General features: G+C 39.7%; 14 protein-coding genes and 1 rRNA gene. 5 read left to right on the forward strand and 10 right to left on the reverse strand.

Annotated elements, in window-relative coordinates; genetic code table 11:
• Both ATS74_RS05805 and ATS74_RS05810 read right to left on the reverse strand, forming a co-directional pair.
• Positions 1–223: ribosomal RNA gene (locus tag ATS74_RS05805) — 16S ribosomal RNA — on the reverse strand; the annotation flags it as partial.
• Positions 224–837: 614 nt separating this feature from the next.
• Entirely contained in the window at positions 838–1695 is an 858-nt protein-coding gene (locus ATS74_RS05810; RefSeq protein ID WP_058547997.1) for a tetratricopeptide repeat protein, read from the reverse strand.
• Positions 1696–1808: 113 nt separating this feature from the next.
• Here ATS74_RS05810 and ATS74_RS05815 point away from each other — a divergent pair, with 113 nt between their 5' ends.
• Positions 1809–3119, forward strand: a complete 1311-nt coding sequence (locus ATS74_RS05815; RefSeq protein ID WP_058547998.1) for a M20 metallopeptidase family protein — start codon at positions 1809–1811, stop codon at positions 3117–3119.
• A 25-nt stretch (positions 3120–3144) separates the two neighbouring features.
• On the opposite strand, the gene ATS74_RS05820 is transcribed toward ATS74_RS05815, so the two are convergent.
• The 4 genes from ATS74_RS05820 to pomA all read right to left on the reverse strand — a co-directional run bounded on the left by ATS74_RS05820 (position 3145) and on the right by pomA (position 7539).
• Complete coding sequence (locus ATS74_RS05820) at positions 3145–5085, reverse strand: DNA topoisomerase III (RefSeq protein ID WP_058547999.1); 1941 nt, start codon at positions 5083–5085, stop codon at positions 3145–3147.
• A 50-nt stretch (positions 5086–5135) separates the two neighbouring features.
• Complete coding sequence (locus ATS74_RS05825; RefSeq protein ID WP_058548000.1) at positions 5136–5636, reverse strand: hypothetical protein; 501 nt, start codon at positions 5634–5636, stop codon at positions 5136–5138.
• 212 nt (positions 5637–5848) lie between these two features.
• A complete protein-coding gene (locus tag ATS74_RS05830) occupies positions 5849–6769 on the reverse strand; it encodes a flagellar motor protein MotB (RefSeq protein WP_002961733.1) in 921 nt (306 codons plus the stop codon).
• A 2-nt stretch (positions 6770–6771) separates the two neighbouring features.
• Complete coding sequence (gene pomA, locus ATS74_RS05835; RefSeq protein ID WP_058548001.1) at positions 6772–7539, reverse strand: flagellar motor protein PomA; 768 nt, start codon at positions 7537–7539, stop codon at positions 6772–6774.
• Positions 7540–7847: 308 nt separating this feature from the next.
• On the opposite strand from pomA, the gene ATS74_RS05840 reads away from it, so the two are divergent.
• From ATS74_RS05840 to ATS74_RS05855, 4 genes are all read left to right on the forward strand, one after another.
• Positions 7848–8090 carry an exodeoxyribonuclease VII small subunit gene (locus tag ATS74_RS05840; RefSeq protein ID WP_058548002.1) on the forward strand — a complete coding sequence of 81 codons (243 nt, stop codon included), beginning with the start codon at positions 7848–7850 and terminating at the stop codon, positions 8088–8090.
• Positions 8091–8092: 2 nt separating this feature from the next.
• A complete protein-coding gene (gene ispA, locus ATS74_RS05845) occupies positions 8093–8980 on the forward strand; it encodes a (2E,6E)-farnesyl diphosphate synthase (RefSeq protein WP_058548003.1) in 888 nt (295 codons plus the stop codon).
• A gap of 105 nt (positions 8981–9085) precedes the next feature.
• Positions 9086–10948, forward strand: coding sequence for a 1-deoxy-D-xylulose-5-phosphate synthase (gene dxs, locus ATS74_RS05850; protein WP_058548004.1), 1863 nt, complete (start codon positions 9086–9088; stop codon positions 10946–10948).
• A gap of 200 nt (positions 10949–11148) precedes the next feature.
• The gene (locus ATS74_RS05855) at positions 11149–13260 is read left to right on the forward strand and encodes a hypothetical protein (RefSeq protein WP_058548005.1); all 2112 of its coding nucleotides are present in this window, start codon (positions 11149–11151) and stop codon (positions 13258–13260) included.
• 41 nt (positions 13261–13301) lie between these two features.
• On the opposite strand, the gene ATS74_RS05860 is transcribed toward ATS74_RS05855, so the two are convergent.
• The 4 genes from ATS74_RS05860 to nusB all read right to left on the reverse strand — a co-directional run bounded on the left by ATS74_RS05860 (position 13302) and on the right by nusB (position 18389).
• Entirely contained in the window at positions 13302–16388 is a 3087-nt protein-coding gene (locus tag ATS74_RS05860; RefSeq protein WP_058548006.1) for a ligand-binding sensor domain-containing diguanylate cyclase, read from the reverse strand.
• Between the two features lie 37 nt (positions 16389–16425).
• On the reverse strand, positions 16426–16911 hold the full coding sequence (locus tag ATS74_RS05865; RefSeq protein WP_058548007.1) for a phosphatidylglycerophosphatase A family protein: 486 nt from the start codon (positions 16909–16911) through the stop codon (positions 16426–16428).
• Positions 16908–17882, reverse strand: a complete 975-nt coding sequence (thiL, locus tag ATS74_RS05870) for a thiamine-phosphate kinase (protein WP_058548008.1) — start codon at positions 17880–17882, stop codon at positions 16908–16910. Before thiL ends, ATS74_RS05865 begins: the two co-directional genes overlap by 4 nt.
• A gap of 96 nt (positions 17883–17978) precedes the next feature.
• A complete protein-coding gene (nusB, locus tag ATS74_RS05875) occupies positions 17979–18389 on the reverse strand; it encodes a transcription antitermination factor NusB (RefSeq protein WP_058548009.1) in 411 nt (136 codons plus the stop codon).
• Positions 18390–18397: the final 8 nt, after the last annotated feature.

Genomic DNA, 18397 nt, shown 5'->3' on the forward strand with positions numbered 1-18397 from the left:
ATCTAAAGGCGAGAGCCGAAGCCCCCTTTGGTCCGTAGACATTATGCGGTATTAGCAGTCGTTTCCAACTGTTGTCCCCCACCTCAAGGCATGTTCCCAAGCATTACTCACCCGTCCGCCGCTCGTCAGCAAAGTAGCAAGCTACTTTCTGTTACCGCTCGACTTGCATGTGTTAGGCCTGCCGCCAGCGTTCAATCTGAGCCATGATCAAACTCTTCAATTAAAAAGTTTTATGTCTTTCGACAGCTCAATGAATTCTGAATTTATTTAATATCTTTCGATATTGAATTGACTGTGCTGAATAACTACCTAAGTAATTATTCTGTTGGTCACTCAGTTTCAATTGAGACTCTAATTTGTTTGCCTCGCTACCTAAGTAGCTTGGCTGTTAGAACTCAATCTGTACGAGTGCCCACACAGATGATTGCTTTATATTGTTAAAGAACGTTGCGATTAAAGCGTTAAACTTTATCTCGCTAGGGCTGCGCATATTACGCTTTCCTATTTTTTTGTCAATACTTAATTTTGTTAAACTTGAAAGTTTTCAGAACTAAGTTTTACTCGACTCACTAAGTGGTTTGCTTGCCTCGCTAAGCGTTGCCTGCTCTGCCGTCTCAGTGGGGTCGCATTATAGGGAGAACAGATTTTTACGCAAGCGTTTTATTGATAAAACTTTAAATAAAACACTGTTCGCTCAATATGCAATCAAGAACCCCCGAAATAGTACGATAAACATACTAAAAACATGGCTACAGCTAACATTAATATTTATAAATGCCCTTAAAACGTATAAAGCACCTATATAGGTGCTTTATAATTTCCTGCGCCACTTAGGTATTAATATAAAATACTATAGAGCTTTCTGCGGTATTTAGCTGCTAATGCGTCGCCATCAGGAAGAGAAGCTATAATTGCTAAAAAATTTGGTTTTGCATCATTAAAGTTCAAATCCTTTTTAAGGACAGTAAATAATGTTTCGAGTGCTTCTTCTTTACGACCTGCGTCATTAAGTAAGTTACTCAATTCTATTTTCAGCTCTAAGTCGTTGGGGTATTTCTCAACCTGAGATTGCTTTTCTTTAATCTCTGGTGAGTCGGTTGCCTCTAAAGCAGCTTCGCATTTGGCTTTTATGTTATGAAAGTATGCATCTTGCTCCTGTGCATCAATTGTATCAATCAATGCTTTGGCATCATCTAATTTATGAATTTGAATACATATATCAGCAAGCACCAATTTTATGCGTGCATTCTTATTATCAATTTCATAGGCCTGCTTTGCGTAATTAAATGCAGCATTTAGATCTGACTTTAATAAAGCTTGCTTAGCTTGCTCTAATAATAAATCCTGCTGAGCGGGTAGATGCTTACCTAGTGATTCTCTTACTTGGTTTTCGGTTTGCGCTCCCGCTAACAAATCAACCGGTGCAGAATCTTTTAATAGCACAAGTGTAGGTAATGTTTGTAACCCTACTTGTTGCGCTAACTGAGAAGCCAGTGCCTGCTCTGCATCACAATCAAGGTTTGCTACTACAATATAGTCAGTATATTCACCCGCTAATTTATCCAGTATTGATAATTGGCTAATGCATTCTGGACTCTGCGGAGAGTAGAAGTTTAATAACACCAGCTTTTGCTGTGATGTTTCACCAAGTACTTGCTGTAAGTTTTGTGCGTTGATACTAACTATGTTGCTCATTGAATTTATTGCCATATTCATTTATTTAGGTTTTTATATGGTGGTGAACATAATAATTACAAGTCATATACCTATAAATCACTTGGTATAGATATTAAACAACGAGGGAAACTATGAAATTTACCTATTTAAGTGCAGCACTTTTATTAGCTAGTCCACTGCTATACGCACAACCACTTGATTTAAACTTAACGAAAACGATGCCAGCCATAGAAAAGTTTTACCTCGATTTACATCAATCTCCTGAGCTTTCTTACCATGAAGAAGAAACAGGAAAAAAAATAGCTTCTCAGTTATCTAAGCTTGGTTTTGATGTAACCGATAACGTAGGTGGCTTTGGTGTAGTTGGAATTTATAAAAATGGTAACGGACCTACCATTATGATCCGCACTGATACAGATGGCTTACCTATTGTTGAGCAAACTGGCAAAGCGTATGCGTCTAAAGTAAAAGTTATAGATGAGCACGGTGCTAATGTAGGTGTAATGCATGGCTGTGGTCACGATATACATATGAGCTCATTTATTGGCACCGCCGAGCAACTTATTGCACATAAAAATAAATGGCAGGGCACGCTAATGATGGTTGCTCAACCTGCAGAAGAAGTAGGCGGTGGCGCAAAAGCAATGCTAAATGAAGGCTTATTTAGTAAATACGCGAAACCCGACCACGTTATTGCATTACATGTAAGTGCCAGCGTACCTGCTGGTAAGGTATCAATGAAAAATGAATATACTATGGCAAGTGTTGATTCGGTAGATATTGCTATAAAAGGAAAAGGAGGCCACGGCGCTTACCCACATACCACTGTTGATCCTGTTGTTATTGCTGCACGCACTGTATTAGCACTTCAAACAATCACGAGTCGTGAGCTTTCTCCACTTGAACCTTCGGTTATAACTGTGGGCTCTATTCATGGTGGCTCAAAACATAATGTAATTTCAGATGAAGTAAAACTACAACTTACTTTAAGAAGTTACAATCCTGACGTGCGTACAGCTCAAATAGCAGCAATTAAACGTATAACAGCAGGTATTGCACAAAGCGCAGGGCTTGAAGAGCCACTATATCCTGTTGTTTATGTTCACGAAGATGAGTCAATTCCATCCACTTACAATAACCCAGAGCAAACAAATATAGTTAGAAGTGCTATTGCTGATGCAATTGGCGCAACTAATGTACTTGAAACAAAAGCGGTTATGGCGGGTGAAGATTTTGGATTATACGGCAGAACGGATGAAAACGTCCCTATTACTTTATTCTGGTTAGGCGGAGTTAACCAACAACAATATGCAAAAGCGATGAAAAATAACGAAACACTCCCTTCATTACATTCAAGTAAATTTGCACCTGATTATAAAGTAGCACTACCTACAGGTATAAAAGCTATGAGTAACGCTGCAGTCGCTTTATTTAATAATTAATAAGCAGTACTAAAGAGCTCAGTTATTAAGTAGTTGCGGAGCTCTTTTTATAATTTGATTTTTTATATGGCGCTTTTTTGCCTTGCTTAGCAAAGCGTTTTTTAGGAGATGTTTTAGATAGCTTTGAAAATACATGGCTATCGCAATTAGCCGCCTGTTGTACAAAGCTTTCAAGCTCTGCCAGTAATGGCTGTAAAAACTGCTGATAACTCATTGCTTGTTGCGCTATATCCCCTAAGCTCGACTCCCACTTAGCCGTTAAATCGGGACTTGCTAAGCCTTGTGGTAAAACACTAATAAGTGCCAAACCGGTTTCGGTTGCTTTAATTGCTTTACCTTCACGCTTTAAAAAGCGACGTCTAAATAACAATTCAATAATACCTGCGCGAGTAGCCTCAGTACCTAAACCATCGGTCTCTTTTAATACTTTTTTAATTTGTGGATCTTTAACGTAACGGCTAATGCCCGTCATCGCAGCCAACAATGTTGCATCAGTAAAATGTGATGGAGGTGTAGTATGCTTTTCAACAACCTCACCTTTAGTGCAATTAAGCGCCATCCCTTTAGCTAAATGAGGTAAAGTTGCTTCATCTTTTAGCTCGCCTTTACCCATTAGTACCTTAAAACCCAAATTTACGTCTTGCTTGGCATTGGCTTTAAATAAACCACCAGCAATTGTTATCTCAGTTTTAGTTTCGTTGTAAATGTAGTCAGGGTAGAACTGAATCAAATAATGCCTACAAATGAGCTGATACACTTTTGCTTCATCAGTGGCCAAGTTTGCAGTTTTTAATTGCTTTGCTGTGGGCACAATTGCATGGTGTGCAGCAACTTTTGAATCATTAAAGCATTTACTGCATTTTTTAGCATCAGCCCCATTCGCAAACTCAGTTTTTTGACCGCCATTTGCTGCAATTGCTTTTAAAATGGAAGGCGCATCTAAGTGATGTTCTTTAGGTAAATAACGATTATCTGAACGAGGGTAGGTGATTAATTTATGGCGCTCATAAAGTGTTTGGCAAATATCAAGCACCTGCTGAGCAGCCATACCAAATGCCTTTGCAGCATCTATTTGAAGTGAAGATAAATTATAAGGTAAAGGTGCACTTTGTTTTTTTTGTTTTTGTTCAAGTGCTGTTACCTCTCCTTTTTGATTAGTTATACGCGAAGCTACATTTTCGGCGAGTGCTTTATTTAATACCCGCCCTTCTTCATCTTGATGAGGCTCGCAAGCTTTACTCGGCACCCACTTAGCTGTAAATAACTGCTGCTTTGGAGTAACTAAATGCGCCAACACTTCATAAAATGGTTTTGATACAAAATTAGCTATTTCGTTATCGCGGTTAACCACTAAACCTAAAATAGGGGTTTGTACGCGCCCAACTGATAACACATTGCCAAACCCTGCTTTTTGCCCAGCTAAAGTATAGGCACGCGTAAGGTTCATACCAAAAAGCCAATCCGCTCGTGAACGTGCAAGCGCTGATACACTAAGTGGAATAAATTCGCGATTAGAGCGCATACTACTAAGTGCTTTTTTAACTGCTGCTAAGTTTAAATCGCTTATTAGTAAACGCTGAATACTTTGCTTTTTAGTTTTGCTTATTTTGGCTTGCTCTATTACCTCATCGACCAAAAGTTGACCCTCGCGGTCGGGATCACCAGCATGAACTAACAATGATGCTTGTTTAATTAACTTTTTTAAAATAGTTAATTGCTTGCGAGTTTTCGTTTTAGCCTTTAGCTGCCACTGCTCAGGCACAATAGGAAGGTGTTCAAATTGCCATTTTTTGAAGCGCTCATCGTAGTCATCAGGCTCTGCTTGCTCAAGTAAGTGCCCTATACACCACGAGACACAATCACCATTAGCTACTTCTATATACCCATCGTGTTTTTTATGTGGTTTTGGTAAGGCATCAGCAATTGCTCTGCCTAGTGATGGTTTTTCTGCAATGTAGAGTTTCATGGGAGTCGCTCACTCACTGTTTATATAAACAGTAGTTTAGCACAACTATTTTAAGGTGAGGAGTTTTCTCTTTTTGACCTTACACTGCCTTGCTTAGTGAAAAGGATAATTAAAGGTAAATAGCATACAACCACCGTGGCAATATTGATAAATGGCATTAGGGTCTGATAAATAACTGTACTGTAAGCTAAATCCCACAAGTGGCGATCAACTAATCGGAATAGTTGTAATATAGGTGCGCCAATAACAACTAGTTGCCCAATAACACATTGCCATAAATAAACTTTATCCTTTATACCCCAGTAGGCTATAAGTGCCATCCAAATAATATCTGTGAGCGCCCAAACTAAATAACGATAAATATAAATGTCATCAAACGCTCTTAGGCTTGAAGCAGTTAGGTTACCAAAGAGGAAAAAAGCTGCGGTAAGTAGTACAAATCGAAAGGCTAGTCGATCTTTAAATACAAAAAATATAAAAATAGCCGGGCTTAGCATTAAAACCCAGCTTTTACTTAAAATACTGACAATATACAAAAACCATTCAGGCAAAATACTCTGCCCTATTTTGTTTTTGTATCGTCATCAGTACCATCACCATTACCCGGCATGTCGCAATATTTATTGATTATTTTCACAGGCACTCCATTACATATGTTAAGGAAATGTACTGTAAGCTAAAATGATGAAATTGCCAAGATACTTAGGCAATTAAGTACCTTAAATTAAAACAAACATAATGAGATATAACACAAAGCAATAACTTATCGCACATCAATAGGATCAGACTCTTTAGCCTTACCTTGCAAGATTGATATTTCTACTCGACGGTTTCTTCGGCGATCTTCATTTGAATCGTTTGGTACAAGTGGGCGAGTATCGGCACGCCCTACTACCATCATCCGGTTTTTATCAAACCCTTGCACTGTTTGCAGCTCGCTTGCGACTGCTACAGCACGCTTTGACGATAAGTCCCAATTATTAATATATAACTCATTTGAAACCTGAAAATCGTCGGTATGTCCCGAAACAGTAATTTCGCCAGGTACATCTTTTAACAGCACACCAATATCTTGAATGATAGGTTTAAACTTAGGTTGTAAAAATGCACTCCCTGAGGGAAATGAGCCATTTTCACGAATACGAATAATAATTTGCTGCCCTAAAGATTCAAGCTCTATTGCACCATCTATAATTTGCTTTTCGAGTTGTTGCGCTATTTTTTTAACTAACTCATTTGTTTGCTCTTGATCGGCCGCTGAAGTTGCTTGCTCTGACGATTGCTCTTGCGAAGTGCTACGCGACTCCCCTCCGCGTTTATCTCCTCGCTGCTCTTGCCTACCACCGGCTGAGCTTTCATCACCTGCTTGAAACTCAAGCATTTGCTGGGTCATTTCTACAGTTTGTTGTTGAATGGTTTCTATAGGGGTTGGCTCTGGTTTACCGGGAGTAAATTCCATGGCAATAACAGACGTGCCTTTGGGGATATCTTTTACTTCTATTTTATTTTGCACACCAAATGCAAACTTCATCGAGCCTGCTATTTGTTTAAATTTAAGTACATCCATTTCTGAAAACGCAAGCAAGAGTACAAAGAAGCACATTAATAATGACATTAAATCGGCAAAAGTTCCCATCCAAGCAGGTAAACCTGGTGGTGGGCATTTGCACTCTTGATCAGACATGGTTACTCCTCGGTATCTACTTTACGTTTAGATTCAGCTAAGTAGTTTTTCAAAATACCTTCAATTACTTTTGGGTTTTGACCATCTTGGATACCTAAAATTGCATCCAAAATTAAACGTTGGTTCATTGCTTCTTCGTCTTTACGTAGTTCGAGTTTTACCTGAATTGGAATTGCTACAACGTTTGCTAAAAATGCACCATATAAAGTAGTTAATAGTGCTACAGCCATTGCGGGTCCAATTGCTTTAGGGTCGTCCATGTTAGATAACATTGCAACCAAGCCAATGAGTGTACCAATCATGCCCATAGCAGGTGCTATATCAGCAAGCGACTTAAATAAACCCGCGCCCATTTCATGACGGGTAGTGGTTAAAGAAATATCTTTTTGAAGTGTTGCACGCACAACGTCAGCATCATGCCCATCAACAAGCATATCTACGCCTTTGCGCATAAATGGATTGGGAATTTCGGCTTCTTCAAGGGCTAAAAAACCACCTTTACGTGCTGAATCAGCAAGTTCTACTGCTTTTTCTATTAGCTCTTCAGGGGATTCTATTTTAAACATGAATGCCTTACCAACTACTTTACCTATGCCTAAAAATTGTGACATGGTGAAGTTTGATAAAACAATAAACAGTGAGCCGCCAAAAACAATGACACTTGAAGGAGCATCGGCAAACATAGCCATTTCACCGCTACTACTCATAAACATAGACATGACAATTAAGCCAATTGCGCCTAGGATCCCGATTATGGTTGCTAAATCCACATTTCCTCCAGAGGTTTCATGTTCAGTGCCTTATTATAAACTTTTATTATTATCTGCTTATCGGCAACATACTGAATTGCTTAAGCCATTTTTATAAATAAACATAAAAAGCAGCCTTTAGCACTATTTTAGATCAAGTTATATGTGCAACCTAATTTATTAACCATTAAGAGTGCTATTAAGCCTTTATTAATGCAATTAAATATAATTTAACGCCATAAAGGTAAAAAACCAATATCATCCTTTGACCTAGTTTAGCATTCCCCCTAAAATTGACCCCTAAATTTATTATGTAAGCTGAAATAAAGATGGCGACTAAAAAACCTGAAAACTTAAGTTTCGAACAAGCACTAGAAGAATTATCGACAATTGTTAGTGATATGGAACAAGGTGATTTGTCGCTTGAGCAATCGCTTAAACAATTTGAACGTGGAATTGCATTAGCGAGTGCTTCATCAGGAAAATTACAGCAAGCAGAGCAAAAAGTATCAATTTTGATGGGTAACAGCGAAAAGTCAGCACTTACAAACTTTGATAACGATATGGAATAGTTGTGAGCATTAAAGATTATATTGAATGTGCTCAAAAAGATGTAGTAGCTACTTTACAACAACATTTTGACCAACCTCTCGATACAGAGCAAACAATAAAAAGTGCCACAGAGTATGGGTTATTTAATGGTGGCAAAAGACTACGCCCATTTTTAGTGTACGCCACAGGCGAAATGCTCGGTGCTAAAAAGCAAGATTTGGACATATTGGCAGGCGCTATTGAATGTATTCATAGCTACTCACTTGTTCATGATGATTTACCTGCGATGGATGATGACGATTTACGTCGTGGTCGCCCTACTTGCCATATTGAGTTTGGCGAAGCGCACGCAATTTTAGCTGGTGATGCACTACAAACCCTCGCCTTTGAGTTAATAGCAAGCCATGAATTTACATGCTCTTCGCAAACACAGATAAAAATGATTGCTCAACTAGCTAAAGCATCTGGCCTTGAGGGCATGGTGGGCGGACAATCTTTAGATATTGCAGCAACAGATAAAGCAGTTACCGTTCAAGAGCTTGAACGTATACATAAACTAAAAACGGGTGCGCTCATTAATTGTGCGATTACACTTGGTGCATTGTGTAGCGAAAATGCAGACAAACAAACTTTAGAAAACTTAAGCATTTTTGGGTATGCTATAGGGCTGGCATTTCAAGTACACGACGATATTTTAGATGTTGAAGGCGATACTATTATTTTAGGTAAGCCACAAGGGTCAGATATCGCCGCGAATAAAGCGACATACCCGGCGTTATTAGGTATGCTAGGCGCTAAAGAAAAGGCGCAAAACTTAATACAACAAGCACATGAAGCGCTTGCAAAAATAGATGCCGACACAACACATCTTGCGTCGCTAGCAAATTACCTTATTGAGCGTGACCACTAATAACCGCTTTAGCGTATTGCAATTAGCACTGACATTATTACTCAACATTAATTACTCATAAACGCTTTGTGTTAATTAATGTTAGCGAAGGATATATATAAAACCATGACACTTGATAGTAGCAAGTATCCATTACTTAATTTGGTTGACGAACCAGCACAGCTGCGTGATTTAGCGCAAGATAAACTTCCTGCTTTTAGCAACGAGCTGCGCGATTACTTACTCAACTCAGTATCGCAAAGTAGCGGTCATTTAGCGTCTGGTTTAGGAACAGTTGAGCTAACTGTTGCACTACATTATGTTTATAACACACCAGAAGATCGCGTTGTATGGGATGTAGGACATCAAGCTTACCCACATAAAATATTAACTGGTCGTCGTGATTTAATGCACACCATTCGTCAAAAAGATGGCCTGCACCCTTTTCCGTTTAGAGATGAAAGCGAATACGATACTTTTAGTGTGGGCCATTCAAGTACATCTATTTCAGCGGCATTAGGTATGTCTATTGCAGCTAAAAAAGAAGGCGCAGGACGTAAAACCGTTGCAGTTATTGGCGATGGTGCTATTACTGCGGGCATGGCCTTTGAAGCTATGAACCACTTAGGTGACGTAAAGTCAGACATGCTTATTATTTTAAATGATAACGAAATGTCGATTTCTGAAAACGTAGGTGCACTTACTAATCACTTTGCACGTATTTTATCAGGTAGCTTTTATACTAATATTCGTGAAGGTAGTAAAAAGTTACTCTCTGGTGTACCGCCAGTCAAAGAGCTTGCCAGCAGAATGGAAGAGCACCTTAAAGGTATGGTTATACCTGGTACTTTTTTTGAAGAATTAGGCCTTAATTACATTGGCCCAATTGATGGACACGATGTAAACATGCTCGTAGATACGCTTCGTAATATGCGTAATTTAAAAGGCCCGCAATTACTGCATATAAAAACACAAAAAGGTAAAGGTTATAAGCCAGCAGAAGCGGATCCTATTGGCTATCATGGCGTACCAAAGTTCGACCCAAGCACATCATGTTTACCTAAATCTAAACCTGGCGCAGCAACCTTTTCAAAAGTGTTTGGTGATTGGCTGTGCGATATGGCAGAGCAAGACAGTAAGCTGATGGCAATAACACCTGCTATGCGCGAAGGCTCGGGCATGGTGCGCTTTTCAAAAGAGCACCCAGAGCAATACTTTGACGTAGCTATAGCCGAGCAACACGCAGTAACACTTGCCGCCGGCTTAGCCTGTGAAGGTTTAAAGCCTGTTGTTGCTATTTACTCAAGTTTTTTACAGCGTGCATACGATCAGCTCATTCACGATGTAGCCCTACAAAACTTACCGGTGCTATTTGCAATTGACCGTGCAGGCATCGTTGGTGCTGACGGTGAAACCCACCAAGGTGCTTACGACTTAAGCTTTATGCGCTGTATACCTAATATGGTTATTATGGCCCCTAGCGATACTAACGAATGCCGCCAAATGTTGTACACCGGTTATAAAGCAAATTGCCCTGTAGCTGTACGCTACCCTCGCGGAAGTGCCGGTACTGCAGATATTCAAAGCGATATGCAGCTTATCGAAATAGGTAAAGCAGACACAATTAAGCAAGGTGCTAAAATTGCTATTTTGTCATTTGGCACATTGCTTGATAACGCACAACTTGCAGCGAATGAATTAAACGCAACGCTTGTTAACATGCGTTTTATTAAACCGCTTGATACAACGCTTTTAAATGAGCTTGCTCAAAGCCACGATGTAATAGTTACCCTAGAGGATAATGCTATTTGTGGTGGTGCAGGCTCCGCAGTTAATGAATACTTGGCAAGTATTAAAGCCCGCATTCACGTACTTAATTTAGGTATTCCTGATGAATTTATTAAGCACGGTACACAAGCGCAAATGCATGATGAAATGGGCTTAGGTGAGCAAGGTATTTTAAGTTCAATTAAGTCGTTTATTGCTTAAGCTATTTACTTAGTTTATTAAAAAGGAGCCTCAAGGCTCCTTTTTTTGTTTTTAATTTTAACTTTTTTGCATCCAGTTTCATTTTATAGCCGTTATTGATATGAGGTTAACATGTAAATAATCGGTGCCGCTTAGTCTATGCCTTATGAGCAAGCGCGTTATTTACCTACATTTGATGGAATATTTAAAAGGTAGAAATGATGAATAAAGCTAATTTAACAACTCATTCAGCACAAAAAAATACACTTAAACACACGCTTAGTTTTTCAGCTTTAACACTTGCAGTATTAATCGGCATTACAGGCTGTAGCTCAGACGATGGTGAAAACGGTGTAGATGGTATTGCAGGCACCGATGGACAAAACGGGTCCGACGGTACAAATGGCAACCCTGGCTTTGCATCAGCCACATTTATTTTGGCAAACAATGGCGAGAGCAATACAGGCACTATCGATTTAATTAACCAAAGCGCCTCTAAACTAAAAACCTTTAATACAACAGCTAACGAAGGCGTTGCATTTGATAGCTTAGGTAATTTATTGCAAGCAAGCGACAGCGAAAATGGCAGTATTAAAACTATATGTCAGCTTGCAAACCGTAGTGACGGCGCAACCTATACAGCTAATACAGATCGCGAAATAACAGGTACTAACACAACATTGGTAAATCCTAAAGGAATAGCTGTAGCACAAAAGAGTGGGCTTGTTTTTATTGCTGACTTTGGCGCTATGCAAGTAACGACTTTTGGCGCTACAGCCGCGGGCGATACAGCGCCTTTAGGCACAACCATTACAGAAGCGGCACCGTGGGATGTTGATTATGATGAATCTAACGACCGCCTTTATGTAGCACTAACAAATGGTGATGTAGCCGTTTACGATAATTTTGTTGGTGGTGAATTTGCCACAATTCCAAGCCGCACAATTACCCCTAGTAATAATGATGGCACGCAAATTTCTGTAAATATTCACGGCATTGTTTATGACTCAAATACTAATAAACTTGTTTTGTCTGATGTAGGGAGTGCCTCAGACGCAACCGATGGTTCGTTATTTGTAATTAATAATGCTTCAACTGCTGAGGGCTTAGTAAGCGTTGCACGAAGTATTGCCGGTCCAGCAACAATGCTTGGTAACCCAGTTGATATTAGCCTTGAAGGTAGTGACTTACGTGTAGCTGAAAAATCAAATGATGCTGTTCTTGTGTTCAGCAATATATTTTCAGGTGAAAGCGGCGATATCACTCCTGATTTAGTTACCTCAACAATTAAACCTGAGTCAATTACTAAACTGGGCATACAAAATGAGATGGCTGACATTTCAGATAGTGATACCGCTAATATGGCGCTGCTAGGTGTTGCTGTAAGTAGTAATCCGGGCACTGCAGGTGAAACAACTGGGCAAATTAGTAGATTAAGCTCACAACTTAACACAGAAATTGGCAACTATAATGCGAGTCAAACTATCGAGAGTGTAACTTTTGATAAAGCGGGTAATAGTTATACAACGTTCGATAACAGTACAACCTCAATTGGCGGTATTGTTATTTCAAATAAAGTGGCAATAAACAGAGATGGGCAAACTTATAATACGAACCAAGACAGCATTATTACTGGTTCGAATACAGGCCTTATATCTCCTAAAGGTCTTGATGTGGCTTCTGATAGCGGTATGATTTTAGTTGCAGAAAATAATGCAGATACTCCAAGTATTTCAATATTTTCAACTTGCACCACAGGGGATGCAAGCCCATTAATGACGCTTACGTTTGCAAATGATGCTCGCCCTTGGGATGTTGATTACGATGTAAACACTGATCGAGTTTTTGTAGCACTAACAAATGGAACCGTTGCTGTATTTGACGAAGTTAAAAGCAAACTAATGGCTGGTAGTACTAATATTGCAGTTGAGGATAGGCTTATAACGCCAGCAAATGCAGGCACAGCACTAGCAGCACCAAGCAACATACACGGCATCGACTACGACTCGCTAAGTAGCTCGCTAATACTCTCTGATGTTGGTAGCGCAGCAGTTGCTGACGATGGCAAAATATACGTATTGAATAACGTAGCAACGGCATCGGGCTTGGTAAACATAAGTACCACTATTAGCGGTCCAAATACCCTACTGGGTAACCCTGTTGATATTATGTATACCGGAACAGATTTATACGTAGCTGAGAAGTCAAATAACGTGGTTATGCGATTTAATAATATTTTAAGCAGTTCAGGCGGTGATATAAGCGCCGATACCAGTACGGCATTTACAGCCCCAGAGTCGGTTGCAATATTACCAGCTTGGCTTAACAAATAGAGTTAACCTTACCATGCCTGACCAATAACCTTGGTCGGGCATTATCGCATCCACACTTTTATATCTGCCAAGCCATTACTTTGTAAAATACCTAATTGCTGATCAACATTAGAGTTTTGTTCAAATTCAAATGCATCTAGTTGCTCATCAAAAGTAATATTAGCCACGCCATCACCACCGCGTTTTTTAACTTGATGAAGCGCTATATCTGCCAAGTTAATAGAGGTTTCCCAGCTAATTACCTGCCCGCCTAATAACGGTAATGGATAAAATGACCAACCAATCGACGCCGTAATGCTCGTTGTTTTACCATTAGGTAATTGAAACGAATTACTGGCTATAAATTTACATAAGTCAGATGCGTAACTGTCTATTTTATTACACTTAAAATCACGTAGTAATAATAAAAACTCATCACCACTCCAACGCGCTACATAATCAGAGCCCTGAGTACGGGCGTTTAACAATGCCGCCATTTGCTGTAAACAACTGTCTCCCGCAATGGGACCATAAGCATCGTTTATACGGCTAAAGTTATCAAAGTTAATAATCACTAACACCAGCGATTTCCCCTGAGCTTGTAGCGATTGCGAGTTGCGCTGAAAGTGCTCTATATCTTTAGGGAGCTGATCGAACAAAAAGCGACGACTACGAAGCCCTGTAAGCTCATCTGAGTGACTAACTAATTTGAGCTGTGAGTTTACTTGCCCAAGTTTATCGTTAGCTTGACGAAGCTCCAATGTACGCTCTGTAATAAGCCCCTCGAGAACTTCTTGCTTTCTGCGCTCTTGCGCTCTAAACACCCAAAATACTAAGTAAATTAATAAAACAAAGCCACTGGTAATTAACAGCCTAAAGTAAATGGTTTCATCAAAGCGCTCTGGCACTGTAAAGCCATATTCAGCTTCTTGTGCTTTAGTCCAATCCTCACCTTGGCGTTTAGCTTCTAACTGAAACAAAAACGAGCCAGCCGGTAAGTTTGTATAGATAGCTTCTCGGCGAGTATTTGCATAACGCCAATCACTGTCTAAGCCTGTTAGCTTATATCTAAATTCAATACTATTAGGAGCATAGTAATCAATGGCGGTATAAGTAAGGGTTATATCACGCTCATCTGTTTCAAGTGATGGCTTTTTACCAAGCGCAGCCGTAGTTAAATTACGAAGCGGCGTTGTGATAGTTTCTATTTTGGGTTTTATTGCAAGCAGGCCAAAAAGCTCTACATTTTTAGGTATTTCTACTACACCTTGCAAGCTAGGATACCAAATAGAGCTTCCTGTATCGGCCACCGCATCGTGACCAAGTCCACTACAACACTGATTAGCCTTGCCATCTAATTGGCGATCAAAAGATGAAATAACCTCTTCAACTTTTAAACTTTTAATATCTGTTTTAAATTGATCAACAGGCATTCTATAAACGCCCTTCATTGTACTAACCCAAACATGCTTTAGGGTTTCGTCGTACTCTAAACTAAATATAGACCCATACGGTAAACCATTGGCAGCATCAAGTTGTCTCCATTGGCCCTGCGTACTTCTATAAAAAAGGCCATCGTTTAGCGAGCCAATTAAAATACCTACACCATCAATATGCAGCACGCTGGTTACGTATGCGCTTTCGAGTGTGGTTTGGTCGCCTATTTTTTCGATACCGCGGTCAGTAAAGTAATATGCCCCTTTACTTGTACCAATTACACCAAAATTTGTTTTATCTAATACATAGGTAATAAACTTACTACCTAAGAATGCGTTATAAGCAAAAGGAGTTAAGCCAGCATAATTTAAGCGATACAAACCACGCCCTGTGCCTATCCAAAATCCGCCCTTACTCGAGCGACTAATTGCAAACACCGGATTATCACGAAGCGCACGCCCAGGTACGGTATAAAGAGTATTGTTTTCAAAAACAAATAACCCACGCCCTGTCGCTATGTATAAACGGTCTCCATCAAATTGTAAGTCATGAACGGAAGCGCGCCCGTACTTACTACTTGGTAATAAATTAATAAAACTTTTATCTAAATCAAAATAGCCAATGCCACTTTTATTAGCCACCCATAGTTTTCCATCTGGTGCTTGGCTTATAGCCATAACCGATTCGGTCATTTGCGATACCGCAGAATGCCTTTCTACACGCCCTTCATGAGCAAGCCATAAACCTTCACTAAAGCTTGCAAGCCACACGTTATTTTTGTCATCTCTAAATATGTCTGCAAACCATATACTTTGATCAAGCTGACTTGGCTCTACCCATTGCCACTCACCAGTTTTGTCTCTAAATAATAAGCGCCCATAAGTCGAAATCCATAAGCCACCATCGGTATCACTCATAAATTTATAAACGGCAGAGTTATTCGTATTAGGTAATGGAAATGGTCGTAACTCGTCATCTAAATCTAAAAAGTAAGCCCCTAGCTCAGAAGCTAAGTATAAATTTCCATTTAAAAAAGAAAGGTCGTGAACAATCGTTTGTGCTAACCGCTCTGGTAGCGATATTTTCGCAGTAAGTTCTAAGCGTAGTTTAGAAAAATCAGAGGAGCTTTTAGTTAGGCGTAATAAGTGGCGATCATTAACCAGCCAAATACCTTCAGGAGAAAGCGCCATTTTGCTTACAGAGCCAACTATTTGAGTAATTACGGTTGCATTAACAATAGGCAAAGGCCCATTTACTTGAGTACGTAAATCAACTTGCCCTCTATCAACATAATACAAGCCATTGGCGGCTATCCATATGCTGCCTTTAGAGTCTTCAAGTATGTCTCTTACAGGGCCTTTAATATTAAATTCTTGTGCTGCAAATGTAGCCGGGTTAATAACAACCAAACCACTTTTTGTGCCAATCCACAATAAACCATTCGAATCGACTAAAAGCTTATTAATACCATTGCTAGGTAAAAAAGGACTATTTTGCGTGTTGTAGTTTGTAAATGTAGTGCCATCAAATCGACTTAAACCAAACTGAGTGCCTAGCCACATATAGCCTTGTTGATCTTGCACTACACTTTTTAGTGATTGCGAGGGCAACCCATCTTTTATATTCCATTGCTTAACTACATAATCAGTAATTGAGGCCCAACTTGGCATAGCGCACAACATCAGTACACAAACCAGTAAAAATCGCATCATATTGCTGCCACCTAGTTAAACAAATTGAAGATAAAAATTAAAAGGGTAGTAAACCTGCTTTTATTAATGCTTGCAAACATACCAGCGAAAATATACCCGCTAATATATCATCAGCCATAATACCAACACCACCGTGAACGCGTTTGTCTAGCATACGAATTGGGCCCGGTTTGGCTATATCAAAAAAGCGAAACAATAAAAAACCAACTAATAATGTTTGCCAGCTTAACGCGGCCCCAATCATAGTGATGTAATAGCCTGCAACTTCATCCCACACTATTGCAGGGTGGTCGTGTACACCTAAATCATCAGCGGTTTTTCCACATGCCCATATACCAAAAATACTAATTACTACTGCAAATACAATTTGTAGCCATAGCGGGAAGTACATGGTTGTAAAAATAAATGGTAATGCTGCAAAAGTACCAAATGTACCAGGTGCAACTGGCGCAAGGCCAGTACCAAAACCCAAACCAAATAATTGATGTGGGCGCTTTAAATTAAACTGTCTTTTGGAAGTCAAACTGGCTCCTTGGCAAAATGCTCAAAGCCTTGTTGCTCAAAATCAAACTTTTCACCATTATGTAAAAGCTCTATTTGGCCATCGCCACTTTTAATTTGCCCAATGCATGTTGCGTCTACACCATATTGGCGTAGCTTCATTTCTAGCATACTTTTATTACTATCGGGTACAGTAAACAATAGTTCGTAATCATCACCGTAATTAAGAATAAACGGTAATTGATGTTTAAACTCAAGACTTGACCGCATTGCATCTGATGTAGGAATGCTTTGTATATTAACCGACGCATTAACTTGAGACATATCGAGAATGTGGCTTAAGTCAGCTAGTAAGCCATCTGACACATCAATAGCTGATGAAGCAAGGCCTCGTAATACTTGTCCAGCTGCAACGCGTGGTGTTGGAAAGTCAAAGCGTTTATTTAAGTACTTTAAATGCTCTGGCTCAATACTTATGCCTTGCTTACGTGATTCTATCGCAAGCCCAGCATCCCCTAATGGGCCAGTTACATAAATCCAATCACCTACTTTTGCGCCACTACGGCGAAGTGCAGTGCCTTCAGGTACTGTCCCTTTTGCACAAATAGTAATAGTTAGCGGCCCTTGCGTGGTGTCGCCTCCTATAATTTGTACATTAAAGTATTCTGCAATTTCGTGCATACCTTCAGTAAACTCTTCAATCCACTTTTGGTCAATACTTGGTAATGTTAACCCAACTGATACCCATGTAGGCTCAGCACCCATTGCTGCTAAATCACTTAAATTAACAGCAAGTGCTCTGTGGCCTAATGCGCGAGGGGAAATATCATCAAAAAAGTGTACACCTGCAACGAGGGTGTCTGTTGTAACAGCGAGTTGGCAGTTTTGCGGCACGGTTACTAAAGCGCAGTCGTCGCCAATACCAAGGTTTACGTCACGACGGGTGATCCCGCGACCTTTAAAGTAGCGGTTTATTAATTCAAATTCCTTCATACACAAAAAAGCCGACCTATGCCGGCTCTCCTTTTTAACGTGTACTAACGTACAAAGCGCTACTCATTAAATTGGCGCGCTTTAAGTGCGTTAGTATTACTTGCGTAAATGCTTAACAGCTTTATCAAGTACACCGTTTACAAATTTATGGCTATCTTCTGCGCCAAACATTTTAGCAAGTTCAATGCCTTCATTGATTGCTACTTTGTAAGGTACATCTTCACGGAATTTAAGCTCATACGCGCTTAAACGTAAGATTGCACGCTCAACCATATCTAAATCATCAAACGGACGTGTTAAATGTGGAGATACAGCTTCGTCTAATTGCTTGTAGTTAACAGCAACGCCGGTAGCTAAATCTTTAAAGTATTCAACATCAATTTTAGTCACGTCGTTTTCGATCAACATTTGTTGTTCGATATCGGCAATTAGATTGCCACTTAATTGCCAAGAATAAACGGCCTGAAGTGCTAAGATACGTGCTTTACGTCTTGCTGCTGGTTTCACAAAAATTC

The organism is Pseudoalteromonas sp. H103, assembly GCF_001469205.1.
Classification (GTDB): Bacteria; Pseudomonadota; Gammaproteobacteria; order Enterobacterales; family Alteromonadaceae; genus Pseudoalteromonas; species Pseudoalteromonas carrageenovora.